We start from the raw sequence: 16,886 nt of genomic DNA, 5'->3' as shown, positions 1-16,886 counted from the left end.
GATGAGTTCATGCTGATCTGTGTCCCCGGAATTCTGAGCAAAGACGATGTGGCGGATTTCCGCCGCATCATGGACTCCAGCGACTGGGAGGACGGCCGCTCGACGGCCGGCGCCCAGTCGGCCATGGTCAAGCGCAACGAGCAGTTGCCGCCCGACAGCGAGGTGGCGCGCAAGCTTGGCCACCGCATCGTCTCGGCGATGACCGCCAATCCGCGCTTTCTCGCCGCCGCGATCCCGCAGCAGATCTTTCCGCCGCTGTTCAACCGCTACAGCGCGCAGTCGGGCCACCATTTCGGCATCCACGTCGACAACGCGGTCCGCGGCGACAAGCTCACCGGCCTGCGCATTCGCACCGACCTCTCGGTCACGCTGTTCCTCTCCGAGCCGGAGGACTACGACGGCGGCGAGCTGGTGATCGAGGATCTGTACGGCTCGCATGAGGTGAAGCTGCCCGCCGGCGACCTCGTGCTGTACCCCGCCTCGAGCCTGCACATGGTCACGCCGGTGACGCGCGGCGTCCGCGTCGCCTCGTTCTTCTGGCTGCAGAGCATGATCCGCGATCCCCTCGCGCGCAGCATGATCTTCGATCTCGATACGACGATCCAGGGTTTGTCGCAGCGGATGGGGCGCGACGATCCGGAAATGGTGCGGCTGACCGGCCTTTATCACAACCTGATCCGCTACTGGGCGGAGAACTGAACTTCCGTCCCCAATCGCGCCGATCACGTTGAGTTCGATCGCCTTTGAGCCGGGTTGCACGAGATGCAGCCCGGCTCATTCGTTTGGATGGCGACCGCTCGCTGCAGCACTGTTCTCGGCGCGCTCGCGATGGACCGCCATCCGAGCTCACATTCGGCAGCTATGCCGGAGAGATTGTGCGTTTCGCGAACTACCGCCATTCCCTTGCGGCCGACATCGACGTTGATCACGACGAAAATAGAGTCGCGCGGCGCACGCTATCTTTCGAACCGTGCCGATCTCAGCAGCACTATGATTCGGTCCCGAGGCCTTCTGGCTTGTCGGACGGCATCACAGATGCACGCACAAGTGCTCTCACCGGCCGAACGGGCCCATCACGCCCGCACCGACTAATTAGAATTGATGGAAGACCGAACGGCGGCATTTGCGTGACAGGCAGCCGCATTGGCGACGCTGCGCAAGGCGCATCCGCCTCACAGCAGGACTTTCAGGGAGTTAAGACGCGATGCACGCCATCGCGGGCTGTTACGCAGGTCGCACGATTCGATTTTTCGTTTGGCATCGCACCCACGGCGGCAACTGCCGGCGTCGATGTTCCCGCTTTGAGTCAACGCGGCGTCTCAAAACAGCCGGGTTAGGACTGGAAACATTACGGAGCGGTTAACTACCAAGGGGTGTTCAGCAACATGTTCAGGATCGTTCTTCAAGTAGGAGCGGTGATCGCAGCGGTTTCGGCCGGCGCCATGGCGCATGCCGAGCAGCCGGCCACATCGCCGAGACCTGGCCAGGCTGCAACAGCGCCGCAGACCACAGCATCAAATCCAGCGAATGCGACCGGAGCGAAAGCCGCTCAGACTCCGACGACAGCCGCCACCGCGCAGGCGCCTGCAGTTGCGCCCGTCAACACCGCGGCCGGTGCGTCGACTCCCGCTGCGCATGCGGCTCCGGCTCAGAGCATGGCACCGAAGCCGGTGACGACGGGACAGGCATCCACGGCGCCGGCCGTTGCCCAGGCCGCGCCCGCGCCGCAGGTCGCGGCGCCTGCGCCCGCGGCTCCGACGACCAGCGGCGTCGCACCGACGGCTGCGCCGGCTCCGTCTGCTTCCACGCCGCAAGCCGCGGCACCGAGCCAGCCGCCGGCGGCCGCAACGACCGACACCCAACCGTCGACGGCGGCCGAAGCCGTGACTGACGCGGCAGCGGGCGACAAGGCGAAGGACCAGGCAGAGAAGCCGGCGCAAGGCGGCGCGCAGCCGTCAGCTCACGTTCCGCATGATCTGTCGCCATGGTCGATGTTCCTGGCCGCCGACATTCTCGTGAAGTCGGTCATGATGGGGCTTGCGCTCGCCTCGCTCGCGACCTGGACCGTCTTCATCGCCAAGACCATCGAGTTCTCCATCCTGCGCCGGAAGCTGAGCCGCGCGCTGCGCAAGGTCGACGACGTACGCTGGCTGTCGGAAGCCAAGCTCGCGCTGGGATCACGGCAGAACGTGCTGACGACCCTGATCGATGCCGCCATGCACGAAATCAGGATGTCGTCCGAGCTGCCGTCTCACGGCGTCAACGAGCGCGCTGCGTCGAGCTTCTCCGAGATCGTGCGTGCCGAGGGCCGGCGTTGCCGGACCGGCATGGGCCTGCTCGCCACGATCGGCTCGATCTCGCCCTTCGTCGGCCTGTTCGGCACGGTCTGGGGCATCATGAACAGCTTCATCGGCATCTCGAAGTCGCAGACCACCAACCTCGCCGTCGTCGCGCCCGGCATCGCCGAAGCGCTGCTCGCAACCGCCATCGGCCTCGTCGCCGCGATCCCGGCCGTGATCATCTACAATCACTTCACGCGGGTGACGAAAGGCTACATGGAGCTCGTGAACCGGTCCTCCGGCGCCACCGCCCGGATGTTGTCGCGCGATCTCGATCGCGGCCAGAGCCATCACGGCGAGCGCTTCGAGCCGATCCACGTCCACTCTGCGCCTCCGATGGCGCTGGCAGCGGAGTAGCTCCATGGCCGTCTCTCTCTCGGAAGGCGATGGCGACGATGATCTCGGCGAGACCAGTGACATCAACGTCACGCCCTTCATCGACGTGATCCTGGTGCTGCTGATCATCTTCATGGTGGCGGCCCCCCTGTCGACGGTCGACGTGCCTGTCGATCTCCCGACATCGACGGCCACGCCGCAGAAGAAGCCGGACAAGCCGATCTATGTCAGCATCAAGCCGGATCTGACACTGTTCGTCGGCGAGGAGCAGGTGAAACGGGCGAGCCTGGTGAGCACCCTCGAACACATCCCCGAGGCAGCGAAGGACAAGTTCATCTTCCTGCGCGCCGACCGGGGCGTGGCGTATGGAGAGCTGATGGACGTGATGGAGCTGCTGCGGACCGGCGGCTATCCGAAGATCAAGCTCGTGACTGTCGAAGGCGTCTCACAGGCCGCCGCCCAGGCTGCACATTGAAACCAGTGAAACGACGGAACTGAAGAATGGTCGAACACAAGTATCAGGGAGCGTCGCGCCGCTTGTGGATCTCAGCCGCGATCGGCGCCCTCATGTTGCACGGTGGCGGCGCCGCGCTCGCGGTCGTCCATCTCAGCGGCAATGACGTGGACGGCGGCCTCGGCGCGGCCGGCGCCGAATTCGCGCTCGAGATAGCCTCGCCCCAGGTCGAGGACAACGATCTTCCGCCGGGTCCCGACAGCGACGCGGCCGAAGCTGCGCCGGAGCAGATGCAGCAGACCGCCGAAGTCAAGGAGTCCGACGCCGTCAAGGACAAGCCGACCGAAACCGAGGAGGAGGCCGATCGGGTCGTCACGCAGAACGAACCCAAGAAGCCGGAGAAGGAGGAACAGCAGCAGGCGACCCAGCAGGCCGAGGCGTCGGTCGCATCTGCCGCGCAGGAGGAATCGGCCCGCAAGGCGCTGGACGAGGCCGCGCCGCCGGCCGAGACGGCCAAGGCCCCCAATCCGGGAATGGGCAAGGACAAGCAGAAGCTGACCAACGATTGGGGCCGCAAGATCAGCGCCTATTTCGAGCTGCACAAGCGCTATCCGGAAGGCAAGAAGCACAATGGCACGGTCAAGGTGGCGCTGGTGCTGAGCCGGGCCGGCAAGGTGGTGTCCGCGTCCGTCATGCAGTCGTGCGGCGACTCGATGTTCGATGATGCCGCGCTGGCGATGATCCGCCGCTCCGACCCTGTGCCTGCACCGCCGTCCGGACTGACGGACGATCAGTTCAGCTTCAGCCTCGACGTGAACTTCAATCAGAAGAAATAGTCGCGGCCGGACTGCCGCGCAGATCCGGACCTGGCAGCGCTCACGTCGTGGGCGCTGCATTTCATTTTGGAGACTGGAGCCGGGCACTCCCGCTGCGCGTCCACCCGTTGCAGGGGAGCTATACTACACGGCGAAGCCAGAGCGGGAAACTCCGGCTTCCAGGCTTGCGGCCTTGCCCGGGGGATGACTGTTGGCTGCGTCACGACAAGAAGCGCGATCTCCAGGCACGTCCTCAGAAGACCACAGATGCCGCGCGCGGGTGCGTGCCGGGCTGCCGATCAGTACTGCACCCGGGCGCCGACCTGCACCACGGTCGCCGACAGATTGTTTTCGCGGAAGTTGGAGCGCGTCTCCTCGCGCCGGACGCTGGCCCTGAGCTGCAGCAGGCGCGAGAACTTGTAGAGCATGCCGAGCTCGACCAGATAGCGGTTGTCGACCCGCGTCGTGCCGGTGAACGCGTCCTCGCCATAGCCGGCGAGGAACGTGCCGATGAGCCAGGGCTCGAACTGATGCTCGACGCCGACGGTGACGTCGCGCTTGAGCACCCCGGAAATGCCGGGCTCGGTGATCTCCACCACCTGCGACTTGGCTCCCAGCGCGATCGCCGTCTCCTTGGCGAACTGCCATGTCAGATTGGCGTCGGCAATGAAGCCGTTGACCGGCTTGAGCATCGGATCCTGGTAGCGGCGCGTCAGGTAGCCGACGGCGACGTCGCCGGTCAGCTTGTCGGCGTAGTTGAATGTCACGCCGGCCTCGACCGCCGTCCCGGTGGAGTCGCGGCGGAAGCCTTCGGCATCGACCGCGATGTCGTGAACGCGGCGATCGATGGCGACGTCGACGAAGGGGCGGATCTCCGGCGTCAGATTGTAGGTGATGCGGCTCTGCGAGCCATATTGGACGAAGTTGCGATCGGCATTGCTGACGATCTGGCCGTCGACGAGCGGCGCGTTCTGGAACGCGACGCGGTCGATGGCGGCCTTGGTCGAGACCTCGACCTCCTCGAACCGCTTGGTGACGCCGGCGGAGCCGCCGACGGTGGAGGCCAGCGGAATCCTGGCGAACCGGCCGGCGAAGCGCGGCGTGCCGGGATCATCGGCATCGACGGCAACGTGGCCCTCGCCGTTGAGCGCAAACGTATCGGTGATGTCGTAGCGCCCATTCACCTTGGCGTCGACGGTAGGCCTGCTGAGCTGCCGGAGCTTTGCATAGTCGATGTAGCCGACGCGCACATCGGCGTTGAGCAGATGCCGCTCGAACTGAGAGCGCACGAGCAGGACCGGCGCAACGCTGACGAAGGCCGAGCCCTTGCCCTGCGGTACACGGCCGGGATTGCTGTCGAAGCCCGAGGACATTTCGAACGCAGGCTTCAGGATGAAGTTTCCCACCGTGATGCCCTTGGGCTCATAGGGGTCTTCCTCCATCATCGGCGGCTGCGGCTGATCCTGCGGCTTCTGCCCCTTGTTCACCGGCGGCAGCCGCATCTTGGGCTTGTCGGCCAGAACGGGCGGAATCGGCTGTGCATCCTGTCGCGGAATCGGCGGCAGATTGCGCGGCAGCACGCCGCGCGTCGCCGGCGGCGGACTGACGGCGAACGCCAGCGCGTCAAGGCAGCGATTGGGGACGTTCGTGACCGACAACCGGCCCGGCGTCGACAGGCAGCCACCGACCAGAAGGCCGGCTGACGGTGTGCCGAAGAAGCCATTGCGGACAGGCGCCAGGCGCGGCGCCGGCTCGCGGCGCGCGGCCTGCGGAAGCGCGCCCGCTCCGGCATCGACCGGAGATCGCGGCCGCGGCGGTGGAGCCTCGTCCACCTGGGTGGCCGCCTTGGGCTCCGGCTCGACGCCACCAGGCGAAACGATCACCTGCGGAATGACCAGCGGTCCGTTGCCGTTGGCAGGCCGCGCCGGCTGCCGGCGGCGATTGGGCACGACTACCACCGGCCCCCCGTCGGAGGCTCCGGGATCTGCATAGGCTCTCACCTGGCTGCCCGGAACGACGGTCTCAGCGGACGACGGCGCGGCTCCAAGCAGCGTCACGAGCAGCACGGTGATCGCAACCGTCTCCTCCTGGCACCGTGAGACGTCGCGACCGATGCCACGTCTGGAAGCGACCGTCTCTCGTGCTGCCCGTTCCAAAGAGCCTCGTCTCCGTCGAGTTCGGCAACCTGCGAAGCGCGGCGCCCGCGGCGTGACGCATTCCGGCATCACGGCGCCGCGGGACCGAAGGCCGGATCACTCGATGATCAGCGCGCCCTTGTTGCCCTGATGGAAATCGTCGAAGAATTCGTAGCGTCCCGGCTTCTGCGCCTTGACCTTCACGACGCCTTCCATGTTCGGCTTGATCACCGTTTCGAACTCCAGCGGCTCGCTCTCGAACTCGACCGGCGCGCCATCCAGATTCTTGACCTTGAACACGATCGGCGTGTTGGCCGGCGCCTTCATCTCCGCCGGCTGAAACTTGTTGTCCTTGACCGATATCTCGATGGTCGTCTCAGCCGCTCCTGCCGGCAGCGCGAACGCCGCGATCAACAGCACGGCGGCTCCCGCTGCCTGTCCCTTCCCAAAGAGATTCATGATTTATGTCCCTGTCCCGAATTCACCCGAATGTGCCGAACGTCTTCCGGCGCTCGCCTGCTTCGACGAGTCTCCGACACTTCATAGAACGACTATGAAGTCCCGAATGCGGCAATTTGCCGTGTCGAAATTTGACAACATCGTTGTGTGCGACAAAGCGCGCGAATTTATTAGTTGTTCGGCGTCGAGGCGCCGCGCAGACGCGTCGGCTCGAGCATCGCCGATGCGCGCCGAATGACAATGACGAACATCAGCGGTCTCCGCGGTCGGGAGCAGCACGATCACCTGAGTTCGCAGCTGTGCTGATATGAGACACGACAGGTCATGCAGCGCCGTCGCGCACGCCGCGAACCACACGAGGCTCACGATCGACCGCTTACGCTGCGTACAGCACCTGCATGATTCTCATGCACCGGCTCATCGAGACGAGTACGAGCGAGATGCACGAAGGAACGCGCTCGCACTGGTCTCATGCGGCATGGACCGCAATATGCGTGTGCGCCCATCCAGCTCGAGCCGTGTGCGGACGAGCCTCGCGCGCACCAGAAATGAAATCAGGCGCGGGCCTGCTCGCCCATATCGCCGGCGAGCGCACACGACCGATGCCCGCCGTCTCATCTGCCGACCCCCAGCCGCCTGTCGTGAACGCTGAGGGATCGCGGCATACGCGCAGGCTTCGCGGCGCCGGGCGCCGGATTCACGCGCAGGGGCGGCAGATCGGGGACGACGGATATTTGCTCCTCGTCCGCCACGGGCTCGGGCTCCGGGCTCTGGCGTGCGACGCTGCGCGCCGGCGCGGCGCGCATGATGCCCGGCACGCGCTTGCGTCCCGTGACCATCGCGCGCATCAGGTTCTCCCGCTGCAGCAAGCTCATCCACACCGTGCCGAGCACATGCACGGCGATCAGGGCGATGATGGCATTGGACGACAGCGCATGCGCCTGCTCGATCCAGCCGACGCCGAAGAACCGGACCGAGACCTGCATGACGCCGCTGATGGTCGAGACGATCAGAAGCGCGAGCATCACGACCAGCATCGCGGCCCCCGCCGGGTTCAGCCCGAGATAGCGTCCCGTCTCTCCGCGCAGCATGCCCACGATATACTGAGGCGCCGCCCGCAGCTTGAGGCTGATCCGCGCGAACAGCGAATGACGGCTGCCGATCAGCCCCCAGATCAGCCTGAAGGCGAGAAGACCGATGACGGCATAGCCCGCGAGGCGGTGCAGGCGATCGAAGGTGTTGGGCGTGACGCAGGCGACGAGCACGAAGGCCGCGAGCGACCAGTGCCAGACGCGCAGCGGAAAATCCCAGACCGCCACGGTCCCCGGACGTGAGTTCGCCGGCGTCGGGGAGGCGACGCTCCGCTGCGCCTGGCCTGCGTCACGCATGACCATCAGATCACTTCGCCTTGGTGTGCTTCAGCGCGAGGTCCTCGGGGCTGTAAAACAGCTCATAGAGCTTGCCGCCCTTGACACCGTAAACCTCGTAGCAGGTGCCCTCGATCTTGGTCTGCCGAACCTCGTAGCCCGCGGCCTTCGCCTTCGCCTCGGCTTCGGCGGTGGTCTTCCACGACGCCTTGTCGAGCCTGGTGCAATCCTTGTAGCCGTCGGCGAGCGCCGCGGAGCCCGACGCCAGACCCGCCGCCAAGACCACGCCTAACAGTTTGATGACCTTCATTATGAAATTCCTCCTCGAAGACTGCGCCATCGGCGCCAACAGCGCTCGATGCGCGGACTACAAAGGGGAGGGAGATTTCAACGAAACTTGGACGTCATCGTCCGCGGTGGATGGCCTCGACCACGCAGGCGCGGCTCGAAACGTTCCACATCCGGCCGCAATGTCGCTGAGATGCGAACTCACATGCGGTCCAGTCAGGATCGAACCATGTCAGCAGGCTACTGATCTCTTCAGGACTCGACCCCGTGCCGGGTTCCCTGCGCGTTGCAACTGATATTGATTCGCAAGGATGTAGCAGCATCGTCGTGAGGCGTATGCGCTTTGCTCCCGCACAAGGCGTGGCCGGCGCGGCGTGCGGGACCACACTCCCGCCCGATTGCCGCTGTGACCATGGTGAGGCGAGAAAGGAACCGACAGCTACAAGGCTGCGACCTTAAGCCTCAGAAAAATTTTCTGAGCATCGCGATCGTTCGCACGACCAGATCGAGATCGGTGGTGGACGATGACGATGCGGCTGCTTGCGAACGGATCTAGCGGCCGTCAGACGCACATCCGTGCGGACAACGGCAAGGCCATCCTGATCCTGGACGCGGGCGATACTCTTGCCGGCACGGACTGCCGACCAGGATGGCGAGTCGCTGCAGGAAAACGACGTCTCGGATGCCTCGGCAACGACGTCCCCGCTTGCGCCGGGATCTGCCATGGACGCGCGTCCGGACGAGCGGCCGTTGCCGGATGGCGGATCGTCCTTGCCGCCATCGCGCGACAGGCGCCGCCCTCAGCGATGGATCCTCGCGGAGCGACCGAGCTTGCGTCCCACGGTCGCGCGCAAGCCGACGCGCATCACGCGCCCGGCCGTTGGGAATCAGGGCTATCGCACTTGACGATACAAGTTTGAGGTCGGCTCCTTCCACACCGTCATGGCCGGGCTCCGTCCCGGCCATCCGCGTCGTTCGGCATCCTGGGAAGGACGTGGATGCCCGGGACGGAGCCCGGGCATGACGACGTGGAGGCAGCGCAGCGAAACACTCAGATCTTCATATGCGATAGCCCTGGTTGGGAATGGAGAGGTCGTCACTTCGTCCCGGAGAAGACGCGGCTGATGAAGTCGGAGCTCTCGGGCGACTTCGTCATCTCCGGCGACGGCTCGGGCTGGGCCGGCGGCTCGGCTGGTACGGACCGGATCTGCGGTCGGTTTCGGACGGTGACGCTGCGCGTCGCCCGCGCCTCCTGCTCGCCTCCGTTCGGCTTGCTCACCGTGATCATGATCTTCTCGGAGATCACGGGCGGATCGAAGTTGAGATGCCTGGTGTCGCCCAGCACCAGCTGCAGCGTGTGCTTGCCGGGCGACAATTCGATCCGCGCCTCGGTCTCCCCCGCTGCGTAATGAACGTGTTTCTTGTCACGCGGAATCTCCTCGCCGGCCTGCATCGTCTCGTCGACGTCGACGAGAAGATGATGATGGCCACTGCCGGCGAAATCGTCGCCCGCATGGGTGACGCCCATGTTGCGCAGTCCGAAGCGAGCGATAAAGGGCCCGGTCACCGTCTCCCCATCCGCAGGAGAGATGAAATAGACGCGGGCATCCTTCGCAGCCTTCGTTCCCTTGGCCGGCGCCAATGACGGCGCGAGCACGAGCGATGCGGTCAGGATAAGGCAGAGTCGCGCAGACCTCGGCAGCATGCAAATCCCCTATGGTGAGAGCGCGACGCGGAAGCCCAGGGTCGGATGCCGGATGCGGCCGTCATAGCGGTCGCGACTGCCGGCCCGCGCATCGGCGGCGCCGTTCTTCCACGATCCCGAGCGGATGACGCGGGCATAGCTGCCCTCCTCGAGCCAGGCCGATCCATCCGCCGGCGCGCCCCTGTAGTTCTTATGCCAGTTGTCGGCGACCCACTGGCCGACGCCGCCGCCCATGTCGAACAGGCCGTAAGGATTGGCCTGGACACTGCCGATCTTCGGCGGCTGATCCGTCTCGGCGTCCCCCGTGCCGTTGCAGCCCTTGCAACTGGCCATCCCCGGGCGCATGCGATCGCCCCACCAATAGCGGGTGCGCTGGCCGGCGCGCGCGGCATATTCCCACTCGGCCTCGGTCGGCAGCCGGAACGACTTGCCGGTCGCCTTCGACAGCCAGGCGAGATAGGCCTGCGCGTCGTCGTAGCTCAAGTTGGTGACCGGACGATCATCCGCACCGGCCGCGATGTCGGCGCAGCTTGCCGCCGCGACACACTGCTTCCACTCGCCGATCGTCACGGGATGCTTGCCGAGCGAGAACGGTCGCACGCTGACCTGATGCGACGGCTGCTCGGACTCGTCGTCGCCGCCCATCGCAAAACTGCCGCCGGCGATCGCAACCAGCTCGGGCACGCGCAGCTTCGGCTCGGCGTCCGGCGCCGGCGGGATCGCCGCGGTGCCGGATGATCGCGCCAGCGTTGCCTCGAGTGCAGGAGCCGGCTGACGCGGCGCGATGAAGGCGCTGGACGGCGATCGCGCAACGTCCTGGGGCGCGCTGGCGGCTTCCAGCAGGATCCGGCGCGGCGGAGGCAGCGGCGCGGCGGACTGCGCCTCCTGCTGCGAGCTCGATGATCCTGACCCAGGCGGCGCCTGAATCAGCAGCCTGATCTCGCGTAACGGCAGCAGCACGCCGCCGAGGAAGACGATGCCGAGGACCCCGACGCCGAGCGCTCCGCGGATCAGCTTCTTGCGACTTCCTGGAGCCGGTGCGAGGAGGACGTTCAGCCGGCCGCCCTCACCCGTCTCCTCCTGATCATCGTCGCTGCCGTCGTCCCATCTGCCTGGAAGAGACGCCGGCGCGGGCGACGGGTGCGGGCGCACCGGAGAGACGGGCGCAGGTTCTCGTCGAGCCGCACTCTCCGGCTCTGCGGTCTCCCATTCGGCATCGAGCGACTGCTCCAGCGCGCCGCACATCATCAGCAGCAGCCCGCCTTCGCTCTTGCCGGTCCAGCGCTCCTGCACCTCGGGACACTCGACCTGATCCTCGACGCGCAGGAAGCTCGGCGGACGCATCGGGCTGAGCGAGACCTGCACCGTGCGGCCGCAGCGCCGGCAGGCCACCGCGCGGGAATCCTCCGGCAGCGCGTCCTCGGCGAGCTTGGGAGCCCGCAGCCATTGCAACGCTGAACTCTCGCTCATGCTGTCCTCGCTCTTGATGCCCGCCAGCCCCGTCACTGACCCCAGCTGGCGAACACGTCCTTGAACACGCGCTCGCCGTCGGATCCCTTCTCGATCGACAGCAGCGCCCGGTTGCCGCCCTCGTAGACGATCGGAATGTCGAACCACTGCTTGCCCTTGAGCAGCATCAGGTTGCGCTTGGTGTCGACCTCGTTGGCGGACAGCGCGACCATGAAGTACTTCGGCGTCACCCGGGCGGTCTGGGTCACCAGCGCCGTCCCGCGCTCGGCCTCCTCGCCCTTCAGGCCGATGCCCCTCAGGCTCGTCAGGCCGCTCACCGACTGATCCGGCCAGTCGAACTTGAGCTCCATGATGTGGCTCGCCGGCATCTCCATGTCGGCGTTCCGCCGCAGCGAGATCGTGGCCTTGGTGCCGTTCTCGATCTCGATCTCCCCCTTGATCGCCGGCGCCGCATCGAGTCGCGGACCCCTGCTCTGCTCGATCGACCAGGTGACCTTGCCGGGATAGCGCTTGCCCTTCGGATCCTGCGGATCCTCGTGATAGAGGAACGCCTGCGCCGGTGTGCTGACCGGCACGCTCATGCCGACCGTGGCATGCTCCTCGGCCGCAGCGGCGATCGCCGGCTTGGCCTCCGGCGTGATCCGCTCGGCATTGACCTTGCGGGCGCCCGGTTCGCTCGGCAGCGCGGACGCTGCCGTCGCACCGCTCAGGGCCGGCTGGATCCATTCCGACGCGCGCTCCCAGGACACCGCCGCACCGACGATCGCCAGCAGCCCGGCCGCGGCAACTGCCATCACGCGCCGGCTCGGCACACGGCGGCGTGGTGCCGCGGCGTTCTCCGTCGCCTTGAACGCCATCTCGACGAGAGAAGGGTGAATCTTGATCTCTGCCGCCGGCGTTACGGACTCCGCAACAGAGGCTGGAGCCGCGGCAGCGGCGGCAGGCTCAGTGGTGGCAGAAGCCGCTGCCGCAGCGGATGTCGCAACGACGCCTGTCTTCACGGGCTCTGCCGACGCGGCGCTCGTGGGCTTCGCGTCGATCTCTGCTGTGACCACCTTGCTTTCGCCAGGGCGCTGCGGCACCGCGAGCCGATCGGCGACAATGATCGGCGCTTCGACGACGGTGGCCGCGCGCGGTTGGGTCGGCTCGACCGTGGCCGGCTCCTCGACGGCCGGAAGCTCGGGCGGAGCCGAAGCCGGCGTCACGATGTCCGCGGCCGGCTCGCGCGGCGGACGCCGGCGCAGAACGCGAATCTCCGGCGAGGGCTTGGGCGCAGCCGCGCGGCTCTCGGCACGCTGCGCTATCGCGGGCGCGCTCGGCTTGCCCGCGGCAGACGTGGCGATGTCCGTCCCCGAGCGGCGCGCCATCGAGAGATATTTCGCGACAGTGGCGATCTCCTCTTCGAGCGAGTGCGTCGTGATGACCTGCCGCGGCTGCGGCCGCTGCTTCGGCGCCGGCGCAGCCGCGCGGGCCGGCCGCGGCAGCTCGGCGGCTGGTGCATCGGCCGATCTGGACGTATCGGCGGGCAGCAGCTGAGCTGTGACCGAGGCCGCCTCGACGCCGGCAGGGCGCGCACGCAGCTCGATCATGCGATCGGGAAAGAGGATCGCGGCGAGATCGCGCAGCGAGGCACCCGGCATCAGCAGCCGCCGCAGCGCCGGCGGAACGCGGCGCAGCGCGGTCGTCTCGGTGCGTTTGACAACAGCATCGTTGCGGCCGGCTTCGACCGAGGTCCCGTCGTCATGACGCGCGTCGCTGATCAGAACCTTACGGGCCCGCAGCATCGCCGTCAGCTCGCGCAGATCCGAGCGCGAGGCGTGGTCGACGACCAGAAGATCGAAGGTGCCGATCCGGGCCGGCAGCAACTCGGCGACACGCCAGGCCGGCATCACGTGACAAGGAATCTCCTCGAGCCAGCCGTCAAGAGACCTGCGCGCGGCAAACCGAAGCCGGCGCGCGGTCGGACCGGAGCAGGCCGACGCCATCTTCTGCATCGAGTCCCTGAACCGCTTCACCGCTTGCCTGACGGCGCCGCCCGCATTCTGCGCGATGGCCAGCGACATGCGGGCACCGATCACCGCTTCGAACAGAGCGAGCGAGCGCGTCTCAAGCCGCGCGCGCTGAGCCGCGAGGTCATGCAGCAGCTGCCGCTCCTCCGGACTTTCGATCCGCATCAGCACGGCCCAATTCCACGCCGCCACCCATTCCGCGAGCGTCGTCGCATCCTTCGCCTCGCCCGCGGCCGGCGCGGACCGCAGTCGCTGCGCCAGACTCGGCGCGCCCGCTGCAGTCGCCATCCGGCAGGCGGTCCTGACGAGTTCGTAGTCCGGGCCGGCCTCGCGGATCTTCTCCATGGTTGCGAGAATGCCTGTCCACCGCGTTTCGAGCTCCTGGGGCTCCGTCTCGGCGTCACCGACCCGCGACAGCACGTCATCCTGAACAGAGACGGCGAGTTCTCCCGCCCGGGCGAACAACTCGCCCAGGCGAGCGAGCTCGACCAGCGGTCCCGATACGCGCGTCATGACGGTCCGGATCGCCGCGCCGAACGCGGCCAGCCGCTGTGCATCGGCCAGCATCGCCCTGACGTCGCCGTCCGGCATCGACAGCTTGGAGCAGGCATCGGCCACGTTGCGGACGGCGAGCGCGGCCGTCACGACGGCGGCCTCGACGCTCCTGACGATGTGCTCGAGGTCATCGAACGCCCGCGCCGATTCCAGTTGAAGCGCGGGTGCATCGATCTGCGTTGCGATCGACGTCCAGCGCGCACGCAACGCATGCAGGTCGTGACGCCACAGCAGGAAGCGCCCGACATATTGCCAATCCGCCGGCTTCGACGGCGCGGCCCCGTCCACCGTGATGGCCTCGACGGCGGCCTTCAGCGCGCGGCGCGACGGCGAGAACCGCGCGAACGGCTTCTCGCCGGCCGCAAGCCGTTCGACCACGCGAATCGCATCCCTCCTGGTGAACGCCTCGACCGGCGCCTGCACCTGACGCCTCGTGAATTCGGCGCTTCGGGACAGCTGGAACGACGCATCACGCGCCCAGCCCACGACCTTGTCGAGAGCCACGGGCTCGTCGGCCTTGGCGGTGCCGAGCGGCGACAGACGCGCGAGCCAGGGCGCCTCCGCGATGGCGCGATGGCCAGTCACCAGCGCATCGAGATCGGCCGCCAGGCGGTTGGTTGCGTCGAGCCCGAAGGTCGCGATGGCGTCGAGCGCGAGATCCTCGTCGCGGCCTGCGTCCGACGTCAGCCCTGCCTGGTGCTGCAGCTCCGCGTGCAGACGCAGGATCGCGGCAGTGTCGGGAAGCGCCGCGAGCTCTGGCAACTCGACATCGATGTGCTTGAGATCACCGGCAAGCCGCAGCCGCGCCTCGCGTGCCTTGTCGACCGCCGTGACGAGCGGGTCGGTGGCCGCGAGCAGGCGCTTCGGCCGGTCGGTGAACCAGGCATGCGCCTCCTGTTCGCCGATCAGCGCCTTGAACAGATCGAACGGCAGCTCCGGCAAGCCGCCGGCGACTCGCAGGTTGCGCTGGACGATCTCGGCGATCTCGTCGTCGAGCGATGCGATCTGCGTGCGCTTCGAGATGATGTCGCGTTCGAGCCGGCCGATCTGACCGACCTGATCGCGCAGATTCGGCGTGTCCAGGATCGATTGCAGCCGGCCGGCCAGGGCTTCGGCCTTCCTGAGCACGTCCTTGTCGGAGCCGGTCGAGCTGACGGTCAGCTCGCGAATGGCCGGCGGCAGCTTCTGATGCAGCAGGGAAAGTGCAGCCTCGTCCCTGGACACGACGAGGACGCGCGAGCCGAGCGCGAGGTGATGGCAGACGACGTTGACGAGCGCCGCGATCCGATCGTCGCGTGCGACAGACTGGACCATCAGGCCATCCGACCGCGACAGCTCGCGCACGACCTCGACATCCTCCGCGACAGCCGGCAGCGGGAAGAACAGATCACCCTGCTCGACCGCGGCAGGCTTTGGCGCAGGCGCAATGTCGATGGGGCCCCCGACGATGCCGGACAGGTGCCGGCGCGCATTGGCGTGGCCACGTCCATCCGGCTGCGAGAGCAGCGCGTTCACGGCTCCCGACAGGCAGCACTCACTCTGCGGCGCATGCTCGATCGCGGTCTTGAGACTGTCGATGTCGCGCAGGGCGAGGCTCTCCGGCCGCCGCCGCGCGGATATGACCCAGCGTCCCGCCGCGATGGCGGCCTCCATGGCCGGCGTGCCGTCCGACGACACGGGATCGCGCGACGTCCTGTGACCGGATTGCACGCCTGCGGCGCTCAGGATCTGATCGGTCCCGATCGGCGTGAACGGCGACAGCTCTGCGCGCTGCTCCAGCGCCTCGACCAGGCGATCCGGCTTGTCGCGCACGGCAAGCGCGGCGTCCGGCGCCACGGCATCGAGCGCCCTCAAATTGACGGTTGCGCCGACGAAGCGCGGCCGGACCCTGACCTCGGCATCCGGGCGCGCGATGATCTCGATCTCGACCGCGCGCTCGAACAGCGGCAACTCGAATTCCCGCCCGCCCTGCCGCCAAGACGACAGCGCGACGCCCCACATGACCTCCATGACCTGATCGGCGCCGGCCGTGGCCGCCATGTCGCGCAGCCGCTGGTGGATCGACATGGTCCGGCGGCGCATGCGCTCGGTGTCGGCCCAGGCGGTCCATGGCCCGCTGATATAGCGCTCGAGCCGCTGCACGAGGTCAGGACGCTGCTCCAGGCGCAGCCGTCCAGTCCAGGCGCCCAGCTCCGGGGCCGGCGAAAAATCCTCGGGCCGCGCGTGGCGGGCAAAGGTGAGGCGGTTCTTCTCGATCTCATCGACCGTGACCACGATGCTCTCGTGCGGCGATGGGCGGCGGTCGGGGTCGGACGACGGCTCGACCCAGGTCTTGAGATCGTAGTCGATGGCAGGCGGCTCCGTCGCGGCAAGCGCCTCGACGGCGAGCCAGACCGGACCGTCGACATCGAAGGTATTGATCACCACGCCCGGCAGGCCCGCCAGCTCCTCCTGGTCGAGCGCGAAGCCATGATCGTCGGCGAATGGATGATCCGGCTGACGCTCCGCCGGGGAGCCCTCGGCACGAATGATCTCGGTCAGACTGCCGAGCACGTCCTGCAACGGCTCGACGACCGATCCCATGCCGAGTGCTTCGCTCGTCGAGGACGCCCAGGCGTCGGTCGGCGACTGCGGCTCCAGGGCTGCCGCGCCGATAGCACCAAGCAGCCGCATGCCGTGATCGGCTGCACTGCTCTGCGCCTTGCGATCGCCCGCGCCGGCCTCGTTGGGCCGCACATTCACCAGCTGGCTCATCGCGCAGATCCTTCTCTGAAGTCGGCCGCAACGTCGGCGCGAGCTCGGCGAGAGGCTGACCGACAAGGATGGCCCTGCGCATGATCACGGAGCGCCGGGCGATCGGAGAGTGGGTTCAGAGTGGACAAGCTTGCCTCGCTGCAACGTCGACGGAACTCCCGACTCGTTGCGGAGGGGTATGGCGAAGTGAGGTCACATCA

General features: G+C 67.1%; 12 protein-coding genes. 4 read left to right on the top strand and 8 right to left on the bottom strand.

What is annotated here, in order from left to right:
• The first annotated feature begins 9 nt into the window (after positions 1-9).
• Entirely contained in the window at positions 10-699 is a 690-nt protein-coding gene (locus tag ACQR1X_RS20450) for a Fe2+-dependent dioxygenase (protein WP_434899458.1), read from the top strand.
• 949 nt (positions 700-1,648) lie between these two features.
• Here the strand turns inward: ACQR1X_RS20450 and ACQR1X_RS20445 are convergent.
• Positions 1,649-1,858: a hypothetical protein gene (locus tag ACQR1X_RS20445; protein WP_434893743.1), complete on the bottom strand. Its 210-nt coding sequence runs from the start codon at positions 1,856-1,858 to the stop codon at positions 1,649-1,651.
• A gap of 25 nt (positions 1,859-1,883) precedes the next feature.
• Between ACQR1X_RS20445 and exbB the strand changes: the two genes are divergently transcribed.
• Genes exbB through ACQR1X_RS20430 form a run of 3 tightly spaced genes read left to right on the top strand, consistent with a single transcriptional unit; the run spans position 1,884 to position 3,965 of the window.
• Positions 1,884-2,696: a tonB-system energizer ExbB gene (gene exbB / locus ACQR1X_RS20440; protein ID WP_434899457.1), complete on the top strand. Its 813-nt coding sequence runs from the start codon at positions 1,884-1,886 to the stop codon at positions 2,694-2,696.
• Positions 2,697-2,700: 4 nt separating this feature from the next.
• On the top strand, positions 2,701-3,150 hold the full coding sequence (gene exbD, locus ACQR1X_RS20435; protein WP_315736414.1) for a TonB system transport protein ExbD: 450 nt from the start codon (positions 2,701-2,703) through the stop codon (positions 3,148-3,150).
• 26 nt (positions 3,151-3,176) lie between these two features.
• Complete coding sequence (locus ACQR1X_RS20430; RefSeq protein ID WP_315802679.1) at positions 3,177-3,965, top strand: energy transducer TonB; 789 nt, start codon at positions 3,177-3,179, stop codon at positions 3,963-3,965.
• Between the two features lie 278 nt (positions 3,966-4,243).
• On the opposite strand, the gene ACQR1X_RS20425 is transcribed toward ACQR1X_RS20430, so the two are convergent.
• From ACQR1X_RS20425 to ACQR1X_RS20395, 7 genes are all read right to left on the bottom strand, one after another.
• Positions 4,244-6,100 carry an outer membrane beta-barrel protein gene (locus tag ACQR1X_RS20425; protein WP_315802678.1) on the bottom strand — a complete coding sequence of 619 codons (1,857 nt, stop codon included), beginning with the start codon at positions 6,098-6,100 and terminating at the stop codon, positions 4,244-4,246.
• 96 nt (positions 6,101-6,196) lie between these two features.
• Positions 6,197-6,538 (bottom strand): cupredoxin domain-containing protein, encoded by a 342-nt coding sequence (locus ACQR1X_RS20420; RefSeq protein ID WP_315802677.1) that lies wholly within the window; start codon positions 6,536-6,538, stop codon positions 6,197-6,199.
• A gap of 614 nt (positions 6,539-7,152) precedes the next feature.
• Positions 7,153-7,926 (bottom strand): cytochrome b/b6 domain-containing protein, encoded by a 774-nt coding sequence (locus tag ACQR1X_RS20415; protein WP_315802869.1) that lies wholly within the window; start codon positions 7,924-7,926, stop codon positions 7,153-7,155.
• 10 nt (positions 7,927-7,936) lie between these two features.
• Positions 7,937-8,215 (bottom strand): PepSY domain-containing protein, encoded by a 279-nt coding sequence (locus ACQR1X_RS20410; protein ID WP_315802676.1) that lies wholly within the window; start codon positions 8,213-8,215, stop codon positions 7,937-7,939.
• Between the two features lie 1,074 nt (positions 8,216-9,289).
• On the bottom strand, positions 9,290-9,898 hold the full coding sequence (locus ACQR1X_RS20405) for a DUF4399 domain-containing protein (protein ID WP_315802675.1): 609 nt from the start codon (positions 9,896-9,898) through the stop codon (positions 9,290-9,292).
• A 9-nt stretch (positions 9,899-9,907) separates the two neighbouring features.
• Complete coding sequence (locus tag ACQR1X_RS20400; RefSeq protein ID WP_434899456.1) at positions 9,908-11,368, bottom strand: formylglycine-generating enzyme family protein; 1,461 nt, start codon at positions 11,366-11,368, stop codon at positions 9,908-9,910.
• Positions 11,369-11,400: 32 nt separating this feature from the next.
• Positions 11,401-16,686, bottom strand: a complete 5,286-nt coding sequence (locus tag ACQR1X_RS20395) for an AAA family ATPase (RefSeq protein WP_434899455.1) — start codon at positions 16,684-16,686, stop codon at positions 11,401-11,403.
• Between the last annotated feature and the right edge of the window lie 200 nt (positions 16,687-16,886).

The sequence above is a fragment of the Bradyrhizobium sp. HKCCYLRH3073 genome, assembly GCF_051167995.1.
GTDB lineage: Bacteria > Pseudomonadota > Alphaproteobacteria > Rhizobiales > Xanthobacteraceae > Bradyrhizobium.
Note: the sequence above shows the minus strand (reverse complement) of the source record. Positions and strands in the feature narration are given on the sequence as shown.